This window comes from Roseburia sp. 831b, assembly GCF_001940165.2.
Taxonomy (GTDB): domain Bacteria; phylum Bacillota; class Clostridia; order Lachnospirales; family Lachnospiraceae; genus Roseburia.
Map to the genome: position 1 here is coordinate 2,081,094 of NZ_CP135162.1, position 17,424 is coordinate 2,098,517.

The window sequence follows — 17,424 nt, forward strand, 5'->3', positions numbered from 1 at the left end:
ATATCTTTCCCTCTACTTCGCCAACCTGTTCAGTGCACTAAACACGCCCTTAATAGAAGCATGTGTGATATTGGAGCTTACTCCAACACCAAATGTTACTTTTCCGGTTCTATTATCGCGCATCTGAATATAAGCTGCTGCTTTTGCATGGGAACCTTCGCTGAGTGCATGTTCCCAGTAATTCAGCACTTTTATGTCAACCGCACTGACACACTGTCTGATAGCAAGTTTGACTGCGTCAATCGGTCCATTTCCTTCTGCAACGGAGTGCATCTGCTCGCCCATATACTTAAAAGCAAGTTCTACGTGAACATCATCACTCTCTTCTGATTCCACAACCTTTAGTTTCTGGAATTCAAATGGAGCTTTGGACTCTAAATATTCTGTACGGAATGCCTGCATAATCGCAGCCGGTGGCACTTCTCCACCCTGTCTTTCTGAAATCTTTTGAATGACATCTGCAAATTCCCGCTGCATCTCTTTTGGAAGTTTGTATCCATACACGGTATCCATCACAAATGCAACACCACCTTTTCCAGACTGGCTGTTAATTCGGACAACCGGCTCATACTTTCTTCCAATGTCCGCAGGATCAATCGGTAGATATGGAACCTCCCAGATTTCAGATCCTTTTTCCTGTAATGCCTGAACACCTTTATTGATTGCATCCTGGTGGGAACCAGAGAAAGCAGTAAACACTAATTTACCGCCATACGGATGACGCATGCCGACACCCATTTTACAACATCTTTCGTATATGTCAATAATTTCGTTGATATTTTCTATATTCAGGTTCGAATTGATTCCCTGTGAAAACATGTTGTAAGCTACGGTTAAGACATCAACATTTCCTGTTCTTTCACCATTTCCAAAGAGGGTTCCCTCTACTCGCTGTGCTCCTGCAAGAAGGGCTAACTCTGTTGCTGCAACGCCTGTTCCGCGGTCATTGTGCGGATGAATACTTAAAATCACCTGGTCTCTGTCCTCAAAATGTTTATTCATCCATTCAATCTGATCTGCATAGACATTTGGCGTGTTCATTTCAACGGTTGCAGGAAGATTGAAAATAATTGGGAAATCGTTCGCATGATTCCATTCTTTCTGAACTGCTGTACAGATTTCTAATGCGAAATCCATCTCCGTTCCGGTAAAGCTCTCAGGGGAGTATTCAAGCTGGATATTCCCTGGAAAATCCTTCATCTTTTCCTTTACCATTCTCGTTCCGTCCACCGCAATCTTTATGATTTCTTCGCGGTTTTTATGGAATACAACCTCTCTTTGCAAGGTCGAGGTGGAATTATAAATATGCACAATCACATTTTCAATTCCCTCGATTGCCTCAAAAGTCTTATCAATCAGTTCCTGTCTGCACTGTGTCAAAACCTGAACCTTGACATCTGATGGAACCATATGTTCATTGACTAATTTTCGAAGGAAATCATACTCAATCTGGGATGCAGCCGGAAAGCCAATCTCAATTTCTTTGAATCCAAGTTTTAAAAGAAGCTGGAACATCTCTACTTTTTCATCTACATTCATCGGTTCGATGAGCGCCTGATTTCCATCTCGAAGGTCTACGGAACACCAGGTTGGTGCTTTTTCAATCTCCTTATCTGGCCATTCCCTCTCAGGGTAAGAAAGAACCGGATTTTTTCGATATCGCTGATAATTTAGCATTTCCTATTCTCCCAATCCATTTTCAATCTGTTCAATGATATGTTTTAACGCCTCTTCCTCATCTTCTCCCTCACAGATTAATTCGATTTCATCTCCGGATTTGATGCATGCGCCTAATACACTTAATACACTTTTTGCATTCGCAATATTATCACCGTAACGAAAGGTAACATGAGACTTATATTGCATTGCTTCCTTACATAAAATTCCAGCAGGTCTTAAATGAAGTCCTGTCGGATTTTGGATTGTTACTCTCTGCTTTACCATGTTGCTTCCTCCTAAATTTGTATTTCAAGATTACACAATTATTTTTGTAATTAAATCGGCAAGGTTTTCTGCCTCTCTTTGGATTTCTTTTTGATTTTTTCCTTCAATCATGACACGGACCAGTGGCTCTGTACCGGATGGACGAATCAACACCCTTCCCTCTCCATTGAATTTTTCTTCTAATTTCTGAATTGCCTCTGCGACTTCATGATACTCCATAAATATCTCTTTCTTATCATTGGGAACTTTCGCATTGACAAGAGCCTGTGGCAACACTTCCATAACGGATGCAAGCTCTGACAATTTCTTTTTACTGTCCACCATAACCTGCAACAAGTGAAGTGCGGACAAAAGTCCATCTCCGGTTGTATTGTCATCTAAGAAAATAACATGACCAGACTGCTCTCCTCCAATGTTGTAACCGTTCTCTCTCATATTTTCTAAGACATAACGGTCTCCGACCTTTGTTTTTTCAATATGGATGCCTTGTTTTTCTCCCATCAAGGTAAAACCGAGATTGGTCATTACCGTAACCACAATCGTATCTTTTGCAAGTGTTCCTTTTTCTTTCATGTAATTTCCACAGATTGCCATAATCTGGTCACCATCTACTAAGGCTCCTGTCTCATCTACCGCAAGCATACGGTCTGCATCACCATCGAATGCAAGACCTACATTCGCCTTTTCCGCTGCCACTCTTGCCTTTAACTCATCCATATGGGTAGAGCCACAATTTGCATTAATGTTGGTTCCATCTGGATTTACATGAATTGCTACAAGGTCTGCTCCCAGATCTTTTAACGTCTGTACCGATGTATGATAGGACGCACCTTCTGCGCAGTCAATCACAATCTTCATTCCGCTCAAATCAACAGGAACTGTTTTCTTCATAAAATTGATATATTCCTGAGCCATATCGAAGCGGTATTCTACTTTTCCAATTCCAGAACCGGTTGGAAGTGTTACGCCGTCCATATTGGAATGAATCAGTGCCTCAATCTCATCTTCTAATTCATCGGAGAGTTTATAACCTTCCCCATTGAAAAATTTAATTCCATTGAATTCCATCGGATTATGAGAAGCTGAAATTACAACTCCTGCATCTACTTTATGCATTCTGGTCAGATAGGCAATCGCTGGCGTCGGCATCACACCCACAAAGATTGCATTTGCTCCAACAGAACAAATTCCTGCCATCAAGGCATTTGCAAGCATTCCTCCTGAAATTCTGGTATCACATCCTACAATAATAGTAGCCTGATGCTCTGTTTCTTTGGTCAGCACATAAGCTCCTGCCTGACCTAATTTCATTGCCAAATCAATTGTAAGTTCTGATCCCGCTACACCTCTTACACCGTCGGTACCAAACATTCTTGCCATTCTTCTAATTCCTTTCAACTTTTTCATGTACTTATTTTATACAAATTGCTATGTTTTCCATAGCAGTAAGAAAATATCCCTTACATTTGTCTGATTCTCTTATGTACCACTCTCATCCCCTGCCTTGGAAGACGAAGAACTTCCAGTGGTTCCACTGCTTGTTCCACCAGTATTTCCAGAAGTTCCGTTTCCATTCGTCTCACTTCCGGTAGTTCCGCTGCCAGCAGTTCCTGTCCCCGAAGTACCATTTCCACTTCCAGAAGAGCCTGTTCCTGAAGTATTTGTTCCATTTTCCGTATTATCCGTGTTATCCGTTGTCTCTGAATCTGCTTCCTGTTTTTCAGTCAGACTTACAGACGCTGTCACATTCGTTTTTACCGAATAGATACTGTCATCCAAATTCCAGGATACCTGTGCCATATGAACACCTTTTCCAAGGCCACTCACATCTACCGTTCCGGAAATATTTGCAACATTCAACCGGTTCATATCAGACGCAAGACCACTCACTGTAATCTTGACCGTTTCCACCTCAAATGCTGCATTATAGTTGCTTGCAACATTGGTAATTGACAAGTTCGAAACCGGCACATCAAAATCTTTTGTCACAACTTCTTCTACATGCACTGTGACGGTTACTTTGTTCTCACTCTTATCAACCAATGAGACTCCATCCGGTAAATAGGAGGTCACATCGATTTCTTTTACAAAATCACTGGTGGCGCCGGAAATATCTAAGACTTCCACCGGAATCTCAATTTTTGTCACAGCATTCAAAACAGACGCCGTGCCTTTTATCTTGACTGTACCCGGCGAAAACTCTGTTCCCGTCACTTCATATCCATCTGCCGGCTCACCCATCGTATCAACCGCTAATTCTACCTCTTTGGTACCAAGAATCTTCGCTGTTACCGTAACAACATCGATGCTTAATTTCAGCTTCGTCGTATCAATTACATTACCGTCCGCATCATATAAAACCGGAATGACATTATCCGTGATATCATCTGTCATGCCATCCACATTAATCGTCGCAACCGCAGAGTTAATCTTGCTTACAATGGATTTTGGTCCTGATACATTTACAACATTCGTTGTATCAATCGAAACATCACCAATCGCGCATCCATCCGCCACTTCACCCTCTGTATTCGCGGTAATCATAACCTTCTTTGTTGTTAATTCTTCCAAGTCAACCGTAACATACTGTGTTCGTGACACAACAGCAACCTGGGACGCACTATATCCGTTCACAGAAATCGTAATCGGAATCTGATAAGTTTTTGCCTTGTCATTATATTCAATTCGTTCCATATCTGCCGACGCACTGAATGCAGTACTGCTTAATTTTTCCAGAATACTTCTTTTTGCAGATACTGAAAACGTTACCGTTGTACTGTCATTTGTGACTTCATAATATTTTTCCAGTGTTCCGGTAATGTAGTCGGAATTCTCCAATGTGACATTTGTCGTAAACGGTTTGGTCCGTGTCGGATCATCAATATTGACAACCACTAGCCAGAGGATCATTGCAAACAAAATTGCAAGGATTTTCAGGCCGAAGTTATTCGTTAAGATCTTGCCCAGCTTTTTTAACATTTTTCAGCCTCCTCTTCCATGATTCAATTTTTGATATATCCTGCTCTCTCTTTTGAATATAAGCTAATTTATTGCGTAGGAAATCAGCATCCACATTCCGGTATAATTCTCCGGACAATGCTATGGATACCTTACCTGTTTCCTCTGAAACTACAATTGTAAGTGAATCACTTACTTCGCTGATACCAAGTGCTGCACGATGTCTGGTTCCCAAATCTTTGCTGATTGTCATGCTGTCAGAAAGTGGCAGATAACAGGTTGCTGATATCACACGGTCTCCACGGACAATTACAGCACCATCGTGTAACGGTGTGTTTTTTTCAAAGATATTGATTAAAAGCTGACTTGTCAAAACACCGTCAACCGTGATACCGGTTCTCTCATATTCACTTAATACAATCTCGTCCTCAACTACGATTAATGCGCCTGTCTTTACCTTGCCCATCTCAAAGCTGGCTTTTACAAGTTCATTGATGGTTTTATCAGAGAATTTTTCATTGGTACCTTTTGAAAAATCAATCGGGATAATGCTGGCCAGAAAATTCTTTCGTCCAAGATTCTCCAAGGCTTTCCGCATCTCAGGCTGGAAAATGACAACCAGGGCAACCACACCGACACTAAAGGTCTTTTCCGCCAGCCAGAGGATTGTATTCATCTGGAAAATTGCTGCAATCAGCACAAATGTCAAAATGACTAAAATACCTTTTAGTAACATCCAGGCTCTTGTATTTTTAATCCATAACAGAACCTGATAAAACAGGAATGAAATAATGCAGATTTCCACTACATCCGTTATTGACACATCCGGTAAATACGAATATGCCTTTTCCAATAACGTTTCTATATAAAATGTAACATTCTGCACATTTTTCACTTCCTTTCTCTTTCTTCTCTATCTCATCTTAATCAAAGAGATTTTCATCAATTTCCATCTCTTCTGCGAATTTTTTCTTGTTAAGTTTTTCGGTTTCTTCCTTCTTATTGAAGTGTTTTACCTGTTTGTCAGAACCGGAAACATATACTTTCGGAACCGCTTTTACATAATAATAATACTCATCATCCTCAAACTGCAAATGCTCCGTTCTTGAATAATCCAAGTCAAAAAATAAAAACTGAATCACAAAGGAAATCGCAAATGAAATGATGTTTCCAACAATCAGCCACAACGTCTTGCCTGAAATTCCAAGCAAAATATATCCGGTAAAAAACGCAACGATTTCAAACAGAATTCCCGCAAGGATTGCAATGCTCCAGGCGTGATCGATGGAAAGTCTTCTCACAAAATAAACAATCAAAGTTGCCACTAACATCACACCGATTGCAAGATACATTTCTTTGTTGCCAAACAACTGATTCAACGCAATTACAACCTTCGAAGCTGCGCCCGTTCCTTCTTCCGCATTCTCACTGAGCAATGTTGCATTCTCTCTTACACCATCCAGGAAAAAGAAAATCACCGTTCCACAGACAACAGAAAATACAGAGTAAGCCTCTCGAAGTAATCCAACTCCAACCGGCATTACATAAGGAATATGAAGTTTAAAACAAATCGGTGTCAGTAATGCATTGTATCCATTCTTTGGTGCAAACCGGAAATAGATAAAATAAATAATGATAAACATCGCAATTGCAGTCAGGCACACTTCTACCGAAAGCACATAAAAATCTGCCACAATTACCAGCGCTGCTATAATCAAAGTTCCATTAATCGGAAGAATGGAACATACCAGTGCAAGAATCAATGCAACCGGCACACTGCTGATTTGTTTCATGTAGCCAATATTCCCATTTATCAGTAAAAATGTAACAAGCGCAACCACAAATTTAATTACCGGCAGCACATATACTTCATTTTTTCCATAAAATCTTGTCAGTTTCTCTCTATATTCCAATAAGGTTGTCATCTTTACCTCCCAAGTCCGGTTTCTTGCCAATCGCCTGTGGACGTACCTTTTAGTCTGTCCTCGCGTTCGTACATTCTATTCACTTTTTTCAGGCAGGAATAGTATTGTTTTACTTTTTTCCTTCCCGAACTGTATTTCATCTGAAAAACAAGATACGTTGCAATCTCATAGACAACCATAAATACAACGTATAACAGCAATAGGGTTCCAACAAATTTCTGAATATCCATCCCTGTAATCTCTTCCATCAGACGTTCCATCTCATAGACCGCCCACATAACCAGCATAATTACATAGGTAATGGTTCCTGTAATCAAACTTCTTAACATCTGCATGGAAACATAATCCCGTCTGGCATACTGCGCCATTGGTTTGCACGCTTTTCCATCGTGCTTTTCAAATGTTTCCATCTTAATCATATGCCTTAAGCGTTCTTCATTTACCATATTAAAACTCATGCCTCTCTTATTTTGCACGCAATTTTGCATTCTTATATGCTATTATAACACATACAGTATCGTTTTCAAAGAAAAATCATTGATTTTCCGCCATAGAAAAACAGGTCGTACCGATTCCGAATTCTCACATCTGTAAGGATTCCCCTTCTGTTTACGACCTGTTTTTCTTTTTCTCTATTATTTTAAGAAACGCATCTTATCGCCATCACGGTCTTTTTTCTTCGGAGGCTCGATGATTTTCTTTGGTTTCTCAATCGCATCGCGCATCTCATGTGCCATGGAATTCTTGCATGCCTCACAGAATCTTCCCGTCCGAATCAGCTTGCCACATCCCTCACACTCAATTCCTTCTATGGAATCGTCAGAAAATGCCAGTCTTTCTTCACGAATCCACTGTTTAATCTGTTTGACGGAGACATCATTCTCCTCTGCCACAGCAGCCACCGGGGCATGTGGATTATCCTCGATATAAGTTTTCACCTGACGGAACTTCTCTTCCAGCACCGCCTGACAACTTGGACAAATCGGCTGTCCGCCAAGATAATTAAACATTCGTCCACAGTTTCTGCAATTTCTAACATCCATATAGGTATCCTCCTAAACTTCCTCTTAAAAAACAATAGAACCACAATAAACCAGTATCCGTTCAAACTCTGCTTCCATTAACATCCTGCTCCGATACTGATGCACAAAAAATAAATCTCTTCTACGCCCGCCTTTTTCAATTCTTTTGAAACGGCGTCCATTGTGCTTCCCGTCGTATAAATATCATCAATTAATACTATTATTTTATATTTTACAATATTATCCCGAATTTTAAAAGCTTTTTTCAGATTATTTTTGCGTTCGACGTCATTTAATTGTTTTTGAGGCACTGTATTTCGGATTCTTATGACAGTATTGTTCAAAACCGGCAATTGCATTTGTTTTCCAATTTCCCTGGCAAATACCTCTGCCTGATTATATCCACGAAGACGTTGCTTGCCCCGATACATCGGAATCGGAATGATTGCTTCTACTTTGTGGTGCAGCAGCCAGTCTCCATATTCTTTTACAGCTTCCCTTGCGTAATAAGCCGCATATTCTCTTTTATTGCTATACTTAAACCGATACAAAGACTGCTTGATTCCTTTTTGATAAAGAAAAACTGCTTTCCCTTGTGTGAATTCATGATGTTTCTTTGTGCAATCATAGCAGAATTCAATTCGCTCATTCTCCACAGATTTTCCACAGCGTTTACAGGTCGGTTCGCTGATGATTGTTACCTCTTTCTGGCATTCTGTACAGATTAGTTCTCCCGCCGGTGCAATTTCGTCACAAATTGGGCATCTTCTTGGAAAAATAAAATCCCATATTCTCTTTTCCCCCATGTTATCCTTTCTAGCAGCCAGGCGTCACCCCTTCGCTAATCTCTCCCATCCTGTAAGTGTAACATATTTCGCCGGAGCATTTTCGAAAGTTTTTCTTAATTTTCTATTATCGTTTTTTCAAAATTCCTTCTGTTTTTCCAGTTTTCTTTTTGTCGATATTTTTATAGGTTTTCTGCCTGTTCGCGCAACCGGTTAGCCAAGCCGCTGTATCGTTTTTGCTGAGAGGTATTTTGTATCATTTGCTGAAATGTCACGTCATTTCCGACCAAAGTGACGCATTTTCTCGCACGTGTGACCGCTGTATAAAGAAGATTCCGGTTCATTAACATTGCCGGTCCACTCAAAAGCGGAATCACAACCGCCGGATATTCACTACCCTGGGATTTGTGAATCGTAATTGCGTATGCAAGTTCCAACTCTTCCAAAAGTTTAAACGGGTACTCTACCATTCTTCCTTCCTCAAATTCAACCGTTACAATCTCTGTGTAATCGTTGATTTCACGAATGACTCCCATATCTCCATTGAACACACCGGTTCCCTTATCGATTGTTAGTCCGTACTTACTCCGAATCTCCCACTCCAACTGATAATTATTGCGGGTCTGCATAATCTTATCTCCCTCCCGAAAAAGAGTGGAGCCGACTTCTTTTTCCCTTTTTCCTTTTTCAGGCGGATTCATATACTGTTGAAGAATTCCATTCAGTCTTTCCACACCAAGAAGTCCTTTTCTCATTGGAGTTAAAACCTGGATATCATACGGTGTTGCATTGACAAACTTTGGAAGTTTTTGCTTAATCAGCTGCAACGTCACACTGATAATCACATCCGCGTCATATCGCTTTAAGAAAAAGAAATCCATGCTCTTATTATCTAATGTTACTTCTTCTCCTCGATTAATTTTATGCGCATTGACAATAATATCACTCTCACTTGCCTGACGGAAAATCTTGGTTAGTTTTACAACATTACAGGTACCGGAATCAATGATGTCTTTTAGTACGCTTCCCGGTCCGACACTTGGCAGCTGGTTGACATCGCCAACCAAAATCAATCTGGTTCCAGCCACGATTGCTTTTAAAAGCGAAGTCATTAGGCTGATATCCACCATTGACATCTCATCGATAATAATGACATCCGTCTCAAGAGGATTGGTCTCGTTTCGCTCAAAACCGGCGCTGCCTTCCATCCCACCATTCAATTCCAGCATACGGTGAATCGTCCGCGCTTCAAATCCTGTTGTCTCACTCATTCTCTTTGCCGCACGTCCGGTCGGTGCCGCGAGGAAAATATCCATCCCTTCCGACTCAAAATAACGGATAATCGTATTGATGGTTGTTGTCTTACCGGTACCAGGACCACCTGTGATAATAAGAAGTCCATTTCGGACTGCCTCTTTTACCGCAGTCACCTGATGTTCATCTAACGTCATGCCTGTCTGCTTTTCTATTTTCCGAATGCGCTGTTCAATCTCAATATCCGGGACATCATAGGATACATTCAACCCCCTTAGCATCGTTGCCGTGTTCGCTTCCATATAATAAAAAGTTGCAGCATATATCTGCGTCTGTTCCTGCATTTGTTTCATGATGATTTTTCTCTCAATTGCAAGATCCATATAATGACGTTCGATGTACTCTGGCTCTACCTCCAACAGATTACTGGCACGTTTCGTCAGTTCCTCCTGTGGCAAATAGGTATGTCCCTCTGCAGACGCCTGTAAAAGTGTATACAGTATACCACTTTTAATTCGGAAATCAGAGTCTGTGCGAATTCCAACCCTACTGGCAATCTCATCTGCTGTACGAAATCCCACTCCCGCAATATCATCTGCCAGACGGTATGGATTTTCCTTGATAATTCCATATACTTCCTGACCATATTCCGCATACACTTTTACTGCAAGATTCATCGTAATTCCATATTGCTGTAAAAAAATCATTGCCTGACGGAGGTCTCTTTTCTCATTCACCTGGGCTGCAATCTCCATTGCCTTTCGCTCACTGATTCCTTTTATCTCTGCAAGCCTCTCCGGTTCTTCCTCGATGATTCGAAATGTATCTTCTTTAAAGCGGCGCACAATCCGGGCTGCCAGTGCCAGGCCAATCCCCTTGATTGCTCCAGATCCCAGATAACGCTCGATTGCCTCCTCATCCTCCGGTGCCTTTTCTTCAAACCGTTCCACCTTGAACTGTTTTCCATAGGTCGGATGTGATGTGTAATCACCCTCCGCTTCGATATTCTCTCCTTCTGCAATGTCCGAGAAAATACCGACACAGGTAATTTCATCCTCTCCACTGACAAGGTTTAATACGGTATATCCATTGTCTGTATTCCGGTATATAATGTGTTCCACATAACCTGCTAACTTTTCCACTTGCTATTCTCCTCGAAAAAAGAAAACCTTGACAAAATCAAGGTTTTCTAACATTTCTTATCTTAATCAAGATTGTAATTTCGTTTCATCTGTTCATAGAGCTGCTGTGTATAACTGTCGCCAACCTGATCTACCAGTTCTTCTGACACTGTCTGAATGACACTGTCCATGTAAAAGTCCTTCTGTGTTGACATCCCGGAATCACTTTCTTCTTCGTCATCGGAAAGGAGAGATTCTTTCACTTCCTTTAACACTTCCTCTACAAAATAAGACTCAAAATCTTTCACAGTCTGTAACAATTCATCATCTGATGAATCTGACGAGACACTGCTCAATGAATTTTTTAACTGACTGGCTCCATTCGTCGCGTTCGACGTTGTATTTTCAAGTATGGATGCCATTCCATCTATCGAAATACTCATCTATTGTCCTCCTTCAGGCATCAAAAGACTTATCGTTTCAAATTGTTTGCCTGTTCCAGCATATCGTCCGCAGTTGTAATCGCTTTTGAATTCAACTGATAGGCACGTTGTGCAACAATAAGGTTCACCATCTCATCTGCAACCTGGACATTAGAAGATTCCAGATATTTCTGATTTACCTGGCTTCTTGTAAGTCCTACTGTTGTAGCTTCATTCATCGGATTGCCGGAAGCTACTGTTGCCTCATAGAGACTGGAAGATGTCTTCTCCAGACCTGCCGGATTATTAAACTGGAAAACTCCAAGTGTCTGATTCATGTTGGTATATGTTCCATCCAGATTGTAATATCCAATCTGTCCGTATCCATCCACAACTACTTTTTCTGAATTCACATTACCCGGAATGACAATCTGGTTGCCATTGGAGTCCAAAACAGGATAACCTTCTGATGTACATAAAGTCACGCCGTTTGTTCCCATTGCCCAGCTAAAGTCACCATTTCTGGTATAATAAGTCTCTCCATTCACACCTCTTACCGCAAAGAAACCGCTTCCTTTTAAAGCAAATGCAGAATTGCTTTCGCTTTCTGTCAAGGTTCCCTGCGTAAAAGATGAAGTTGTAGAAGAAACTCTGGTACCAAGTCCAACCTGTGCCCCAATTGGTTTTTGCTCACCATTGGCACTTGTTGTTCTGGTCTGAATGTTCTGGTATAACAACGATTTAAATTCTGTTTTGTTGGATTTAAACCCTGTTGTATTTACATTCGCAATATTGTTTGAAATTGTATCAACGCTTGTCTGCTGGGCAATCATTCCGCTTGCCGCAGTATAAAGTGCTCTCATCATTGTCGTATTCCTCCCTCACGGATTCCTCATAGCCTGTATTTTAAATACATCTGTAGTTAAACTTTACCTACCTGGTTTACTGCTTTATCAAGAGTGTCATCAATTGAATTGATGACTTTCTGTCCTGCCTGATAAGCTCTTGCTATAGTAATCATATCGACCATTTCGTTCACAACATTAACATTTGACATCTCAATAAATCCCTGATTTACTTTTGCATCAGATGCTGTAACCTGACCACCCTGCACTAACTGATACATATTCTCGCCATAATGTTCTATGTAATTATAATCTGCGACATCAACAACGCCTAATCTCGCAACCACCTGGTCGTTCTGGTAGATATTTCCAAGTTCATCCACGGTAACATCCTGGTTTGGATCAAGGCGAATATAATTCGCCTGTCCCGGATCTGAATTCAGTGCACCGTTTGCGTTCAACACATAATCTCCGTCTTTTGTCACAAGATATCCCTGTGTATTAATGGTAAATGCACCATCTCTTGTATATTTTACGGATGTATTCCCAGCCTTGTCTGTAAAAGAGATTGCAAAAAATCCATCGCCATCCAATGCAAAATCGGTCTCATTTCCCGTCTCATCATAACTTCCCTGGCTATAATCTGTATAAGATTCCCCTACATGTACTCCCATGCTCATGGTTCCTAATTTCTTCGCCATGTTATAATAAGAGGTATCCTTGATTTTAATTGCAAGCTCATCACTGAATGTCTGAGAAGTCATTCCTTCTTTTTTAAAGCCATTGGTTGCAGCATTTGCAAGGTTATTCGATAATGTGTCTAATCGTTTCTGCTCATTAATCATGCCTGTGTAAGCAGTGTATAATCCTTTTACCATATCGTATTCCCTTTCCTGATATTTCTTCTATCTGTTGCACTTCCATGTCTCTATCTACAAGTCAAATTCACATCCGTGTTTTCTAGTCGTCGTCTCTTTTTCCTGAGAGAAATTCTACGAATTTTCCAGTACCAATTGCAACGCAGGTCATAGGTTCATCTGCTGTCATGGTATTGATACCTGTTCTGTCCTCGATCAATTCCTCAAGACCGCGGAGCAATGCTCCACCACCAGTTAATACAATTCCTCTGTCTGCGATATCTGCAGCTAATTCTGGTGGAGTTTTCTCCAATACAGAGTGTACTGCTTCTACAATCTGTAAGGTTGGCTCTCTCAATGCCTCTTCTGTCTCCTCTGAAGATACTGTAACAGTCTTTGGAAGTCCTGTTACCAAGTTACGTCCTCTGACATCCATTGTCTCGTTCTGAGCTAATGGGAAGCAGCTTCCGATTTTAATCTTAATGTCTTCTGCTGTTCTCTCACCAATTAAGAGGTTGTGTTTCTTTCTCATGTAACGAACCAATGCCTCGTTAAAATCATCACCTGCAATCTTAATCGATGTGCTGACAACAGAACCACCCAGAGAAATAACTGCGATATCTGCGGTACCACCACCGATATCTACAATCATGTTTCCGCATGGTCTTGAAATATCAATTCCAGCACCGATTGCAGCCGCAATTGGCTCCTCAATAATTGCAACTTCTCTGGCACCAGCCTGATAAGTTGCGTCCTCTACTGCTTTTCTCTCTACCTCAGTTGCACCACTTGGGATACATACGCTGATACGTGGTTTACGAAAGCTCTTCTTGCCAAGTGCTTTCTGGATAAAATATTTAATCATCTTCTCTGTCACAGTGTAATCTGAAATAACACCCTGACGAAGAGGTCTTACTGCTACAATATTTCCCGGTGTTCTACCAAGCATCAGTCTTGCTTCTTCACCGATTGCTTTAATCTTATTGGTGTCGCGGTCAAAAGCCACTACGGATGGCTCTTTTAACACAACGCCTTTTCCTTTAATATATACTAATATACTTGCAGTACCTAAATCGATACCAATATCTGTTCCAACCATGGTCTCTAGTTGCCCCTTTCTAAACTATGCAATAACCTTATATGGTAACACCCTTTGCATCCAAAACGACACAAAGGTTCATTTAATCATATTTTTGCTTATACGGTTATATTATATACAATTGATTCCATTTTTTAAAGGGCTTTTTTTAATTTTTCATTTTTTCATCACATATTCATCACATTTGTACTTTATATTACAAGAGTACTAGCTAATAAAGCTAATATAATTTTTCATAACTCATGCTTCCCAGAAAGCTTCTGCTTCTGGGAAGTACTCCCCGAAGAATCATCCTATTTCAGGTAACGTTTGATATACTGTCCTGTATAGGATTTTTTATTTTTCGCCACTTCTTCCGGTGTTCCTTTTGCGATTACCATTCCACCGCCGTCTCCACCTTCCGGTCCCATATCAATGATATAGTCGGCTGTTTTGATGACATCCAGATTGTGTTCAATTACAACAACTGTATTTCCATCATCAGACAAACGGCGAAGAATCTCCGTTAATTTGTGCACATCTGCAAAGTGAAGTCCGGTTGTCGGCTCATCTAAAATATAAATGGTCTTTCCGGTGCTTCTCTTACTAAGCTCAGTTGCTAGCTTGATACGCTGTGCTTCTCCTCCTGACAGTTCGGTAGAAGGCTGTCCTAATTTCACATAGGATAATCCTACATCATAAAGCGTCTGAATCTTTCGATGAATGGTCGGCACATTCTTAAAGAACTCCAATGCCTCCTCCACGGTCATGTCCAGCACATCGTAAATACTTTTTCCTTTATATTTCACTTCCAACGTCTCACGGTTATATCTTTTTCCGCCACAAACCTCACAAGGAACGTAAACATCTGGAAGGAAATGCATCTCTATCTTTAAAATACCGTCACCGGAACATGCCTCGCAACGTCCACCTTTTACATTGAAACTGAATCTGCCTTTCTTATAACCCTTTGCTTTTGCATCTGGTGTCGCTGCAAACAAATCACGAATCATATCAAAAACGCCTGTGTATGTTGCAGGATTAGAACGCGGCGTTCTTCCAATCGGTGACTGGTCAATATCAATAACCTTATCTAATTTCTCAATTCCAAGAATCGCATCATGTTTTCCCGGAATACATCTTGCACGGTTTAAATCTCTCGCCAGTCTCTTGTACAAAATCTCGTTGGTAAGAGAACTTTTTCCAGATCCGGAGACACCGGTAATACAGGTCATAACACCAAGCGGGATATCCACATCAATGTTGCGCAGGTTGTTCTCCCTGGCACCTTTGATGGTCAAAAATCCGGTTGGCTTTCTTCTGACATCCGGCACCGGAATTTTGATTTTCCCGCTTAAATATGCCCCTGTAATGGAATTCGGATTCTTCATAATCTCTTCTGCGTTACCGGTTGCAACCACTTCTCCACCGTGTGAGCCTGCACCCGGTCCGATATCCACAATAAAATCTGCTGCTCTCATGGTATCTTCGTCATGTTCTACCACAATCAGACTGTTCCCCAGGTCTTTTAAATTCTTTAGGGCATTCAAAAGCTTGTCATTGTCGCGCTGATGAAGTCCGATGGATGGCTCATCTAAGATGTATGCTACCCCAACCAGACCGGAACCAATCTGTGTTGCAAGACGAATACGCTGTGCCTCTCCACCCGAAAGGGTTCCTGTTGCACGTGTCAGTGTCAGATAATCAAGTCCTACTTCACGAAGGAATCCAACTCTTGCACGAATCTCTTTTAAAATCTGGTCTCCAATCAGATGCTGCTGTTTGGTTAGTTCCATCTGCTCTAAGAATACACACAGGTCTTTTATCGACATCGAAGTTATCTCATGAATATTTTTTCCACATACGGTAACAGCCAGAGACTCTTTTTTCAAACGCTGTCCACCACATACCTTACAAGGTGTGATTCTCATAAACTGTTCATATTCCTGCTTCATCGTATCGGAACCGGTTTCACGGTATCTTCGCTCCACATTCTTGATCAGACCGTCAAACGCAATATCGTAAACACCTTCTCCACGCTGTCCTTTGTAATGTACTTTTACCTCACGGCCATTTGTTCCATGAATTAACATATGACGAATGTCCTCTGGCAAATCCTGGTAAGGGGTATCTAACGAAAATCCATATTCCTTCGCCAGTGCCTGCAGCGTTGCATTCGTAAAGCTTCCCTTCTCCGAGGAGGACTGCCATCCCATCACCTGAATTGCACCTTCAGACAGACTCAGGCTTTTATCTGGAATCATTAGATCTTCATCAAATTCCATCTTATATCCCAAGCCAAAACATTCCGGGCAGGCACCGAATGGATTGTTAAACGAAAAACTTCTCGGCTCGACCTCATCAATGCTGATTCCACAGTCCGGGCAGGAAAAACTCTGTGACATCTGGAACGACTCTCCATCAATCACATCTACAATCATAAGTCCATCCGCAAGTTCCATCACATTTTCGATGGAATCTGTCAGACGTTTTTCAATTCCTTCTTTTACCATCAAACGGTCTACCACAATCTCAATATTGTGCTTCTTATTTTTATCTAGTTTAATCTCTTCTGACAGTTCATATATACTGCCATCTACAATCACCCTGACATAACCACTCTTTTTCGCCTGCTCAAAAAGTTTCTGATGTTCGCCCTTTCTTCCTCTTACAACCGGAGCTAGAAGCTGAATCTTTGTTCTCTCTGGCAGGGACAAAATCTGGTCTACCATCTGGTCAATCGTCTGTTTCTTAATCTCTTTGCCACACTTTGGGCAGTGTGGGATTCCAATTCTCGCATAAAGTAATCGAAAATAATCGTAAATCTCAGTTACGGTTCCGACCGTAGATCTTGGATTCCGGTTGGTCGACTTCTGGTCAATCGAAATTGCCGGAGAAAGTCCCTCAATCTTCTCAACATTTGGTTTCTCCATCTGACCTAAGAACTGTCTTGCATAAGAAGACAGCGATTCCATATATCTTCTCTGTCCCTCTGCATAGATGGTATCAAATGCCAGGGATGATTTTCCTGAACCGGAAAGTCCGGTCAGAACTACAAATTCATTTCTTGGAATATCTACATTAATATTTTTCAGATTATGCTCGTTGGCGCCTCTGATTTTAATATATTTTCGTTCACTCATGTTCTATCTGTTCCTTTTTTTAATATCTCTTACTTTGTCACTAAATCTTGATTCTGCTCCGCTGCAAGGC

The 17,424-nt window shown here is 41.1% G+C and carries 15 protein-coding genes; all 15 read right to left on the reverse strand.

The window, feature by feature from the left end:
* Window positions 1-12: 12 nt before the first annotated feature.
* The 15 genes from leuA to uvrA all read right to left on the reverse strand — a co-directional run bounded on the left by leuA (window position 13) and on the right by uvrA (window position 17,354).
* Window positions 13-1,677 (reverse strand): 2-isopropylmalate synthase, encoded by a 1,665-nt coding sequence (gene leuA / locus BIV16_RS09450; protein ID WP_075680584.1) that lies wholly within the window; start codon window positions 1,675-1,677, stop codon window positions 13-15.
* Window positions 1,678-1,680: 3 nt separating this feature from the next.
* Window positions 1,681-1,944 carry an HPr family phosphocarrier protein gene (locus tag BIV16_RS09455; RefSeq protein WP_075680585.1) on the reverse strand — a complete coding sequence of 88 codons (264 nt, stop codon included), beginning with the start codon at window positions 1,942-1,944 and terminating at the stop codon, window positions 1,681-1,683.
* Window positions 1,945-1,974: 30 nt separating this feature from the next.
* The gene (glmM, locus tag BIV16_RS09460) at window positions 1,975-3,324 is read right to left on the reverse strand and encodes a phosphoglucosamine mutase (RefSeq protein WP_075680986.1); all 1,350 of its coding nucleotides are present in this window, start codon (window positions 3,322-3,324) and stop codon (window positions 1,975-1,977) included.
* A gap of 99 nt (window positions 3,325-3,423) precedes the next feature.
* A complete protein-coding gene (locus BIV16_RS09465; RefSeq protein ID WP_075680586.1) occupies window positions 3,424-4,923 on the reverse strand; it encodes a CdaR family protein in 1,500 nt (499 codons plus the stop codon).
* Window positions 4,889-5,797 (reverse strand): diadenylate cyclase CdaA, encoded by a 909-nt coding sequence (cdaA, locus tag BIV16_RS09470; RefSeq protein WP_330546277.1) that lies wholly within the window; start codon window positions 5,795-5,797, stop codon window positions 4,889-4,891. Before cdaA ends, BIV16_RS09465 begins: the two co-directional genes overlap by 35 nt.
* 28 nt (window positions 5,798-5,825) lie before the next feature.
* Complete coding sequence (locus BIV16_RS09475; protein ID WP_075680587.1) at window positions 5,826-6,827, reverse strand: hypothetical protein; 1,002 nt, start codon at window positions 6,825-6,827, stop codon at window positions 5,826-5,828.
* A gap of 2 nt (window positions 6,828-6,829) precedes the next feature.
* Complete coding sequence (locus BIV16_RS09480) at window positions 6,830-7,285, reverse strand: hypothetical protein (RefSeq protein WP_242940377.1); 456 nt, start codon at window positions 7,283-7,285, stop codon at window positions 6,830-6,832.
* 177 nt (window positions 7,286-7,462) lie between these two features.
* Window positions 7,463-7,870 carry a flagellar protein gene (locus tag BIV16_RS09485; protein WP_075680589.1) on the reverse strand — a complete coding sequence of 136 codons (408 nt, stop codon included), beginning with the start codon at window positions 7,868-7,870 and terminating at the stop codon, window positions 7,463-7,465.
* A 77-nt stretch (window positions 7,871-7,947) separates the two neighbouring features.
* Window positions 7,948-8,655, reverse strand: coding sequence for a ComF family protein (locus BIV16_RS09490; RefSeq protein WP_075680590.1), 708 nt, complete (start codon window positions 8,653-8,655; stop codon window positions 7,948-7,950).
* A gap of 161 nt (window positions 8,656-8,816) precedes the next feature.
* Window positions 8,817-11,030, reverse strand: a complete 2,214-nt coding sequence (gene recD2, locus BIV16_RS09495; protein WP_075680591.1) for an SF1B family DNA helicase RecD2 — start codon at window positions 11,028-11,030, stop codon at window positions 8,817-8,819.
* 62 nt (window positions 11,031-11,092) lie between these two features.
* A complete protein-coding gene (locus BIV16_RS09500) occupies window positions 11,093-11,452 on the reverse strand; it encodes a hypothetical protein (protein ID WP_075680592.1) in 360 nt (119 codons plus the stop codon).
* Between the two features lie 29 nt (window positions 11,453-11,481).
* Window positions 11,482-12,297, reverse strand: a complete 816-nt coding sequence (locus tag BIV16_RS09505) for a flagellar hook-basal body protein (RefSeq protein ID WP_075680593.1) — start codon at window positions 12,295-12,297, stop codon at window positions 11,482-11,484.
* Window positions 12,298-12,353: 56 nt separating this feature from the next.
* Window positions 12,354-13,154, reverse strand: a complete 801-nt coding sequence (gene flgF / locus BIV16_RS09510; protein ID WP_075680594.1) for a flagellar basal-body rod protein FlgF — start codon at window positions 13,152-13,154, stop codon at window positions 12,354-12,356.
* Window positions 13,155-13,236: 82 nt separating this feature from the next.
* On the reverse strand, window positions 13,237-14,232 hold the full coding sequence (locus BIV16_RS09515) for a rod shape-determining protein (protein ID WP_075680595.1): 996 nt from the start codon (window positions 14,230-14,232) through the stop codon (window positions 13,237-13,239).
* A 293-nt stretch (window positions 14,233-14,525) separates the two neighbouring features.
* Window positions 14,526-17,354 (reverse strand): excinuclease ABC subunit UvrA, encoded by a 2,829-nt coding sequence (uvrA, locus tag BIV16_RS09520; RefSeq protein ID WP_075680596.1) that lies wholly within the window; start codon window positions 17,352-17,354, stop codon window positions 14,526-14,528.
* Window positions 17,355-17,424: the final 70 nt, after the last annotated feature.

Bases quoted from the DNA above. Each gene is read 5' to 3' on its own strand.
- BIV16_RS09490 (WP_075680590.1), bottom strand. From the start codon at position 8,655: ATGGGGGAAAAGAGAATATGGGATTTTATTTTTCCAAGAAGATGCCCA.
- BIV16_RS09485 (WP_075680589.1), bottom strand. From the start codon at position 7,870: ATGGATGTTAGAAATTGCAGAAACTGTGGACGAATGTTTAATTATCTT.
- BIV16_RS09475 (WP_075680587.1), bottom strand. From the start codon at position 6,827: ATGACAACCTTATTGGAATATAGAGAGAAACTGACAAGATTTTATGGA.
- BIV16_RS09480 (WP_242940377.1), bottom strand. From the start codon at position 7,285: ATGAGTTTTAATATGGTAAATGAAGAACGCTTAAGGCATATGATTAAG.
- BIV16_RS09505 (WP_075680593.1), bottom strand. From the start codon at position 12,297: ATGATGAGAGCACTTTATACTGCGGCAAGCGGAATGATTGCCCAGCAG.
- uvrA (WP_075680596.1), bottom strand. From the start codon at position 17,354: ATGAGTGAACGAAAATATATTAAAATCAGAGGCGCCAACGAGCATAAT.
- glmM (WP_075680986.1), bottom strand. From the start codon at position 3,324: ATGGCAAGAATGTTTGGTACCGACGGTGTAAGAGGTGTAGCGGGATCA.
- flgF (WP_075680594.1), bottom strand. From the start codon at position 13,154: ATGGTAAAAGGATTATACACTGCTTACACAGGCATGATTAATGAGCAG.
- BIV16_RS09455 (WP_075680585.1), bottom strand. From the start codon at position 1,944: ATGGTAAAGCAGAGAGTAACAATCCAAAATCCGACAGGACTTCATTTA.
- leuA (WP_075680584.1), bottom strand. From the start codon at position 1,677: ATGCTAAATTATCAGCGATATCGAAAAAATCCGGTTCTTTCTTACCCT.
- BIV16_RS09500 (WP_075680592.1), bottom strand. From the start codon at position 11,452: ATGAGTATTTCGATAGATGGAATGGCATCCATACTTGAAAATACAACG.
- BIV16_RS09465 (WP_075680586.1), bottom strand. From the start codon at position 4,923: ATGTTAAAAAAGCTGGGCAAGATCTTAACGAATAACTTCGGCCTGAAA.
- BIV16_RS09515 (WP_075680595.1), bottom strand. From the start codon at position 14,232: ATGGTTGGAACAGATATTGGTATCGATTTAGGTACTGCAAGTATATTA.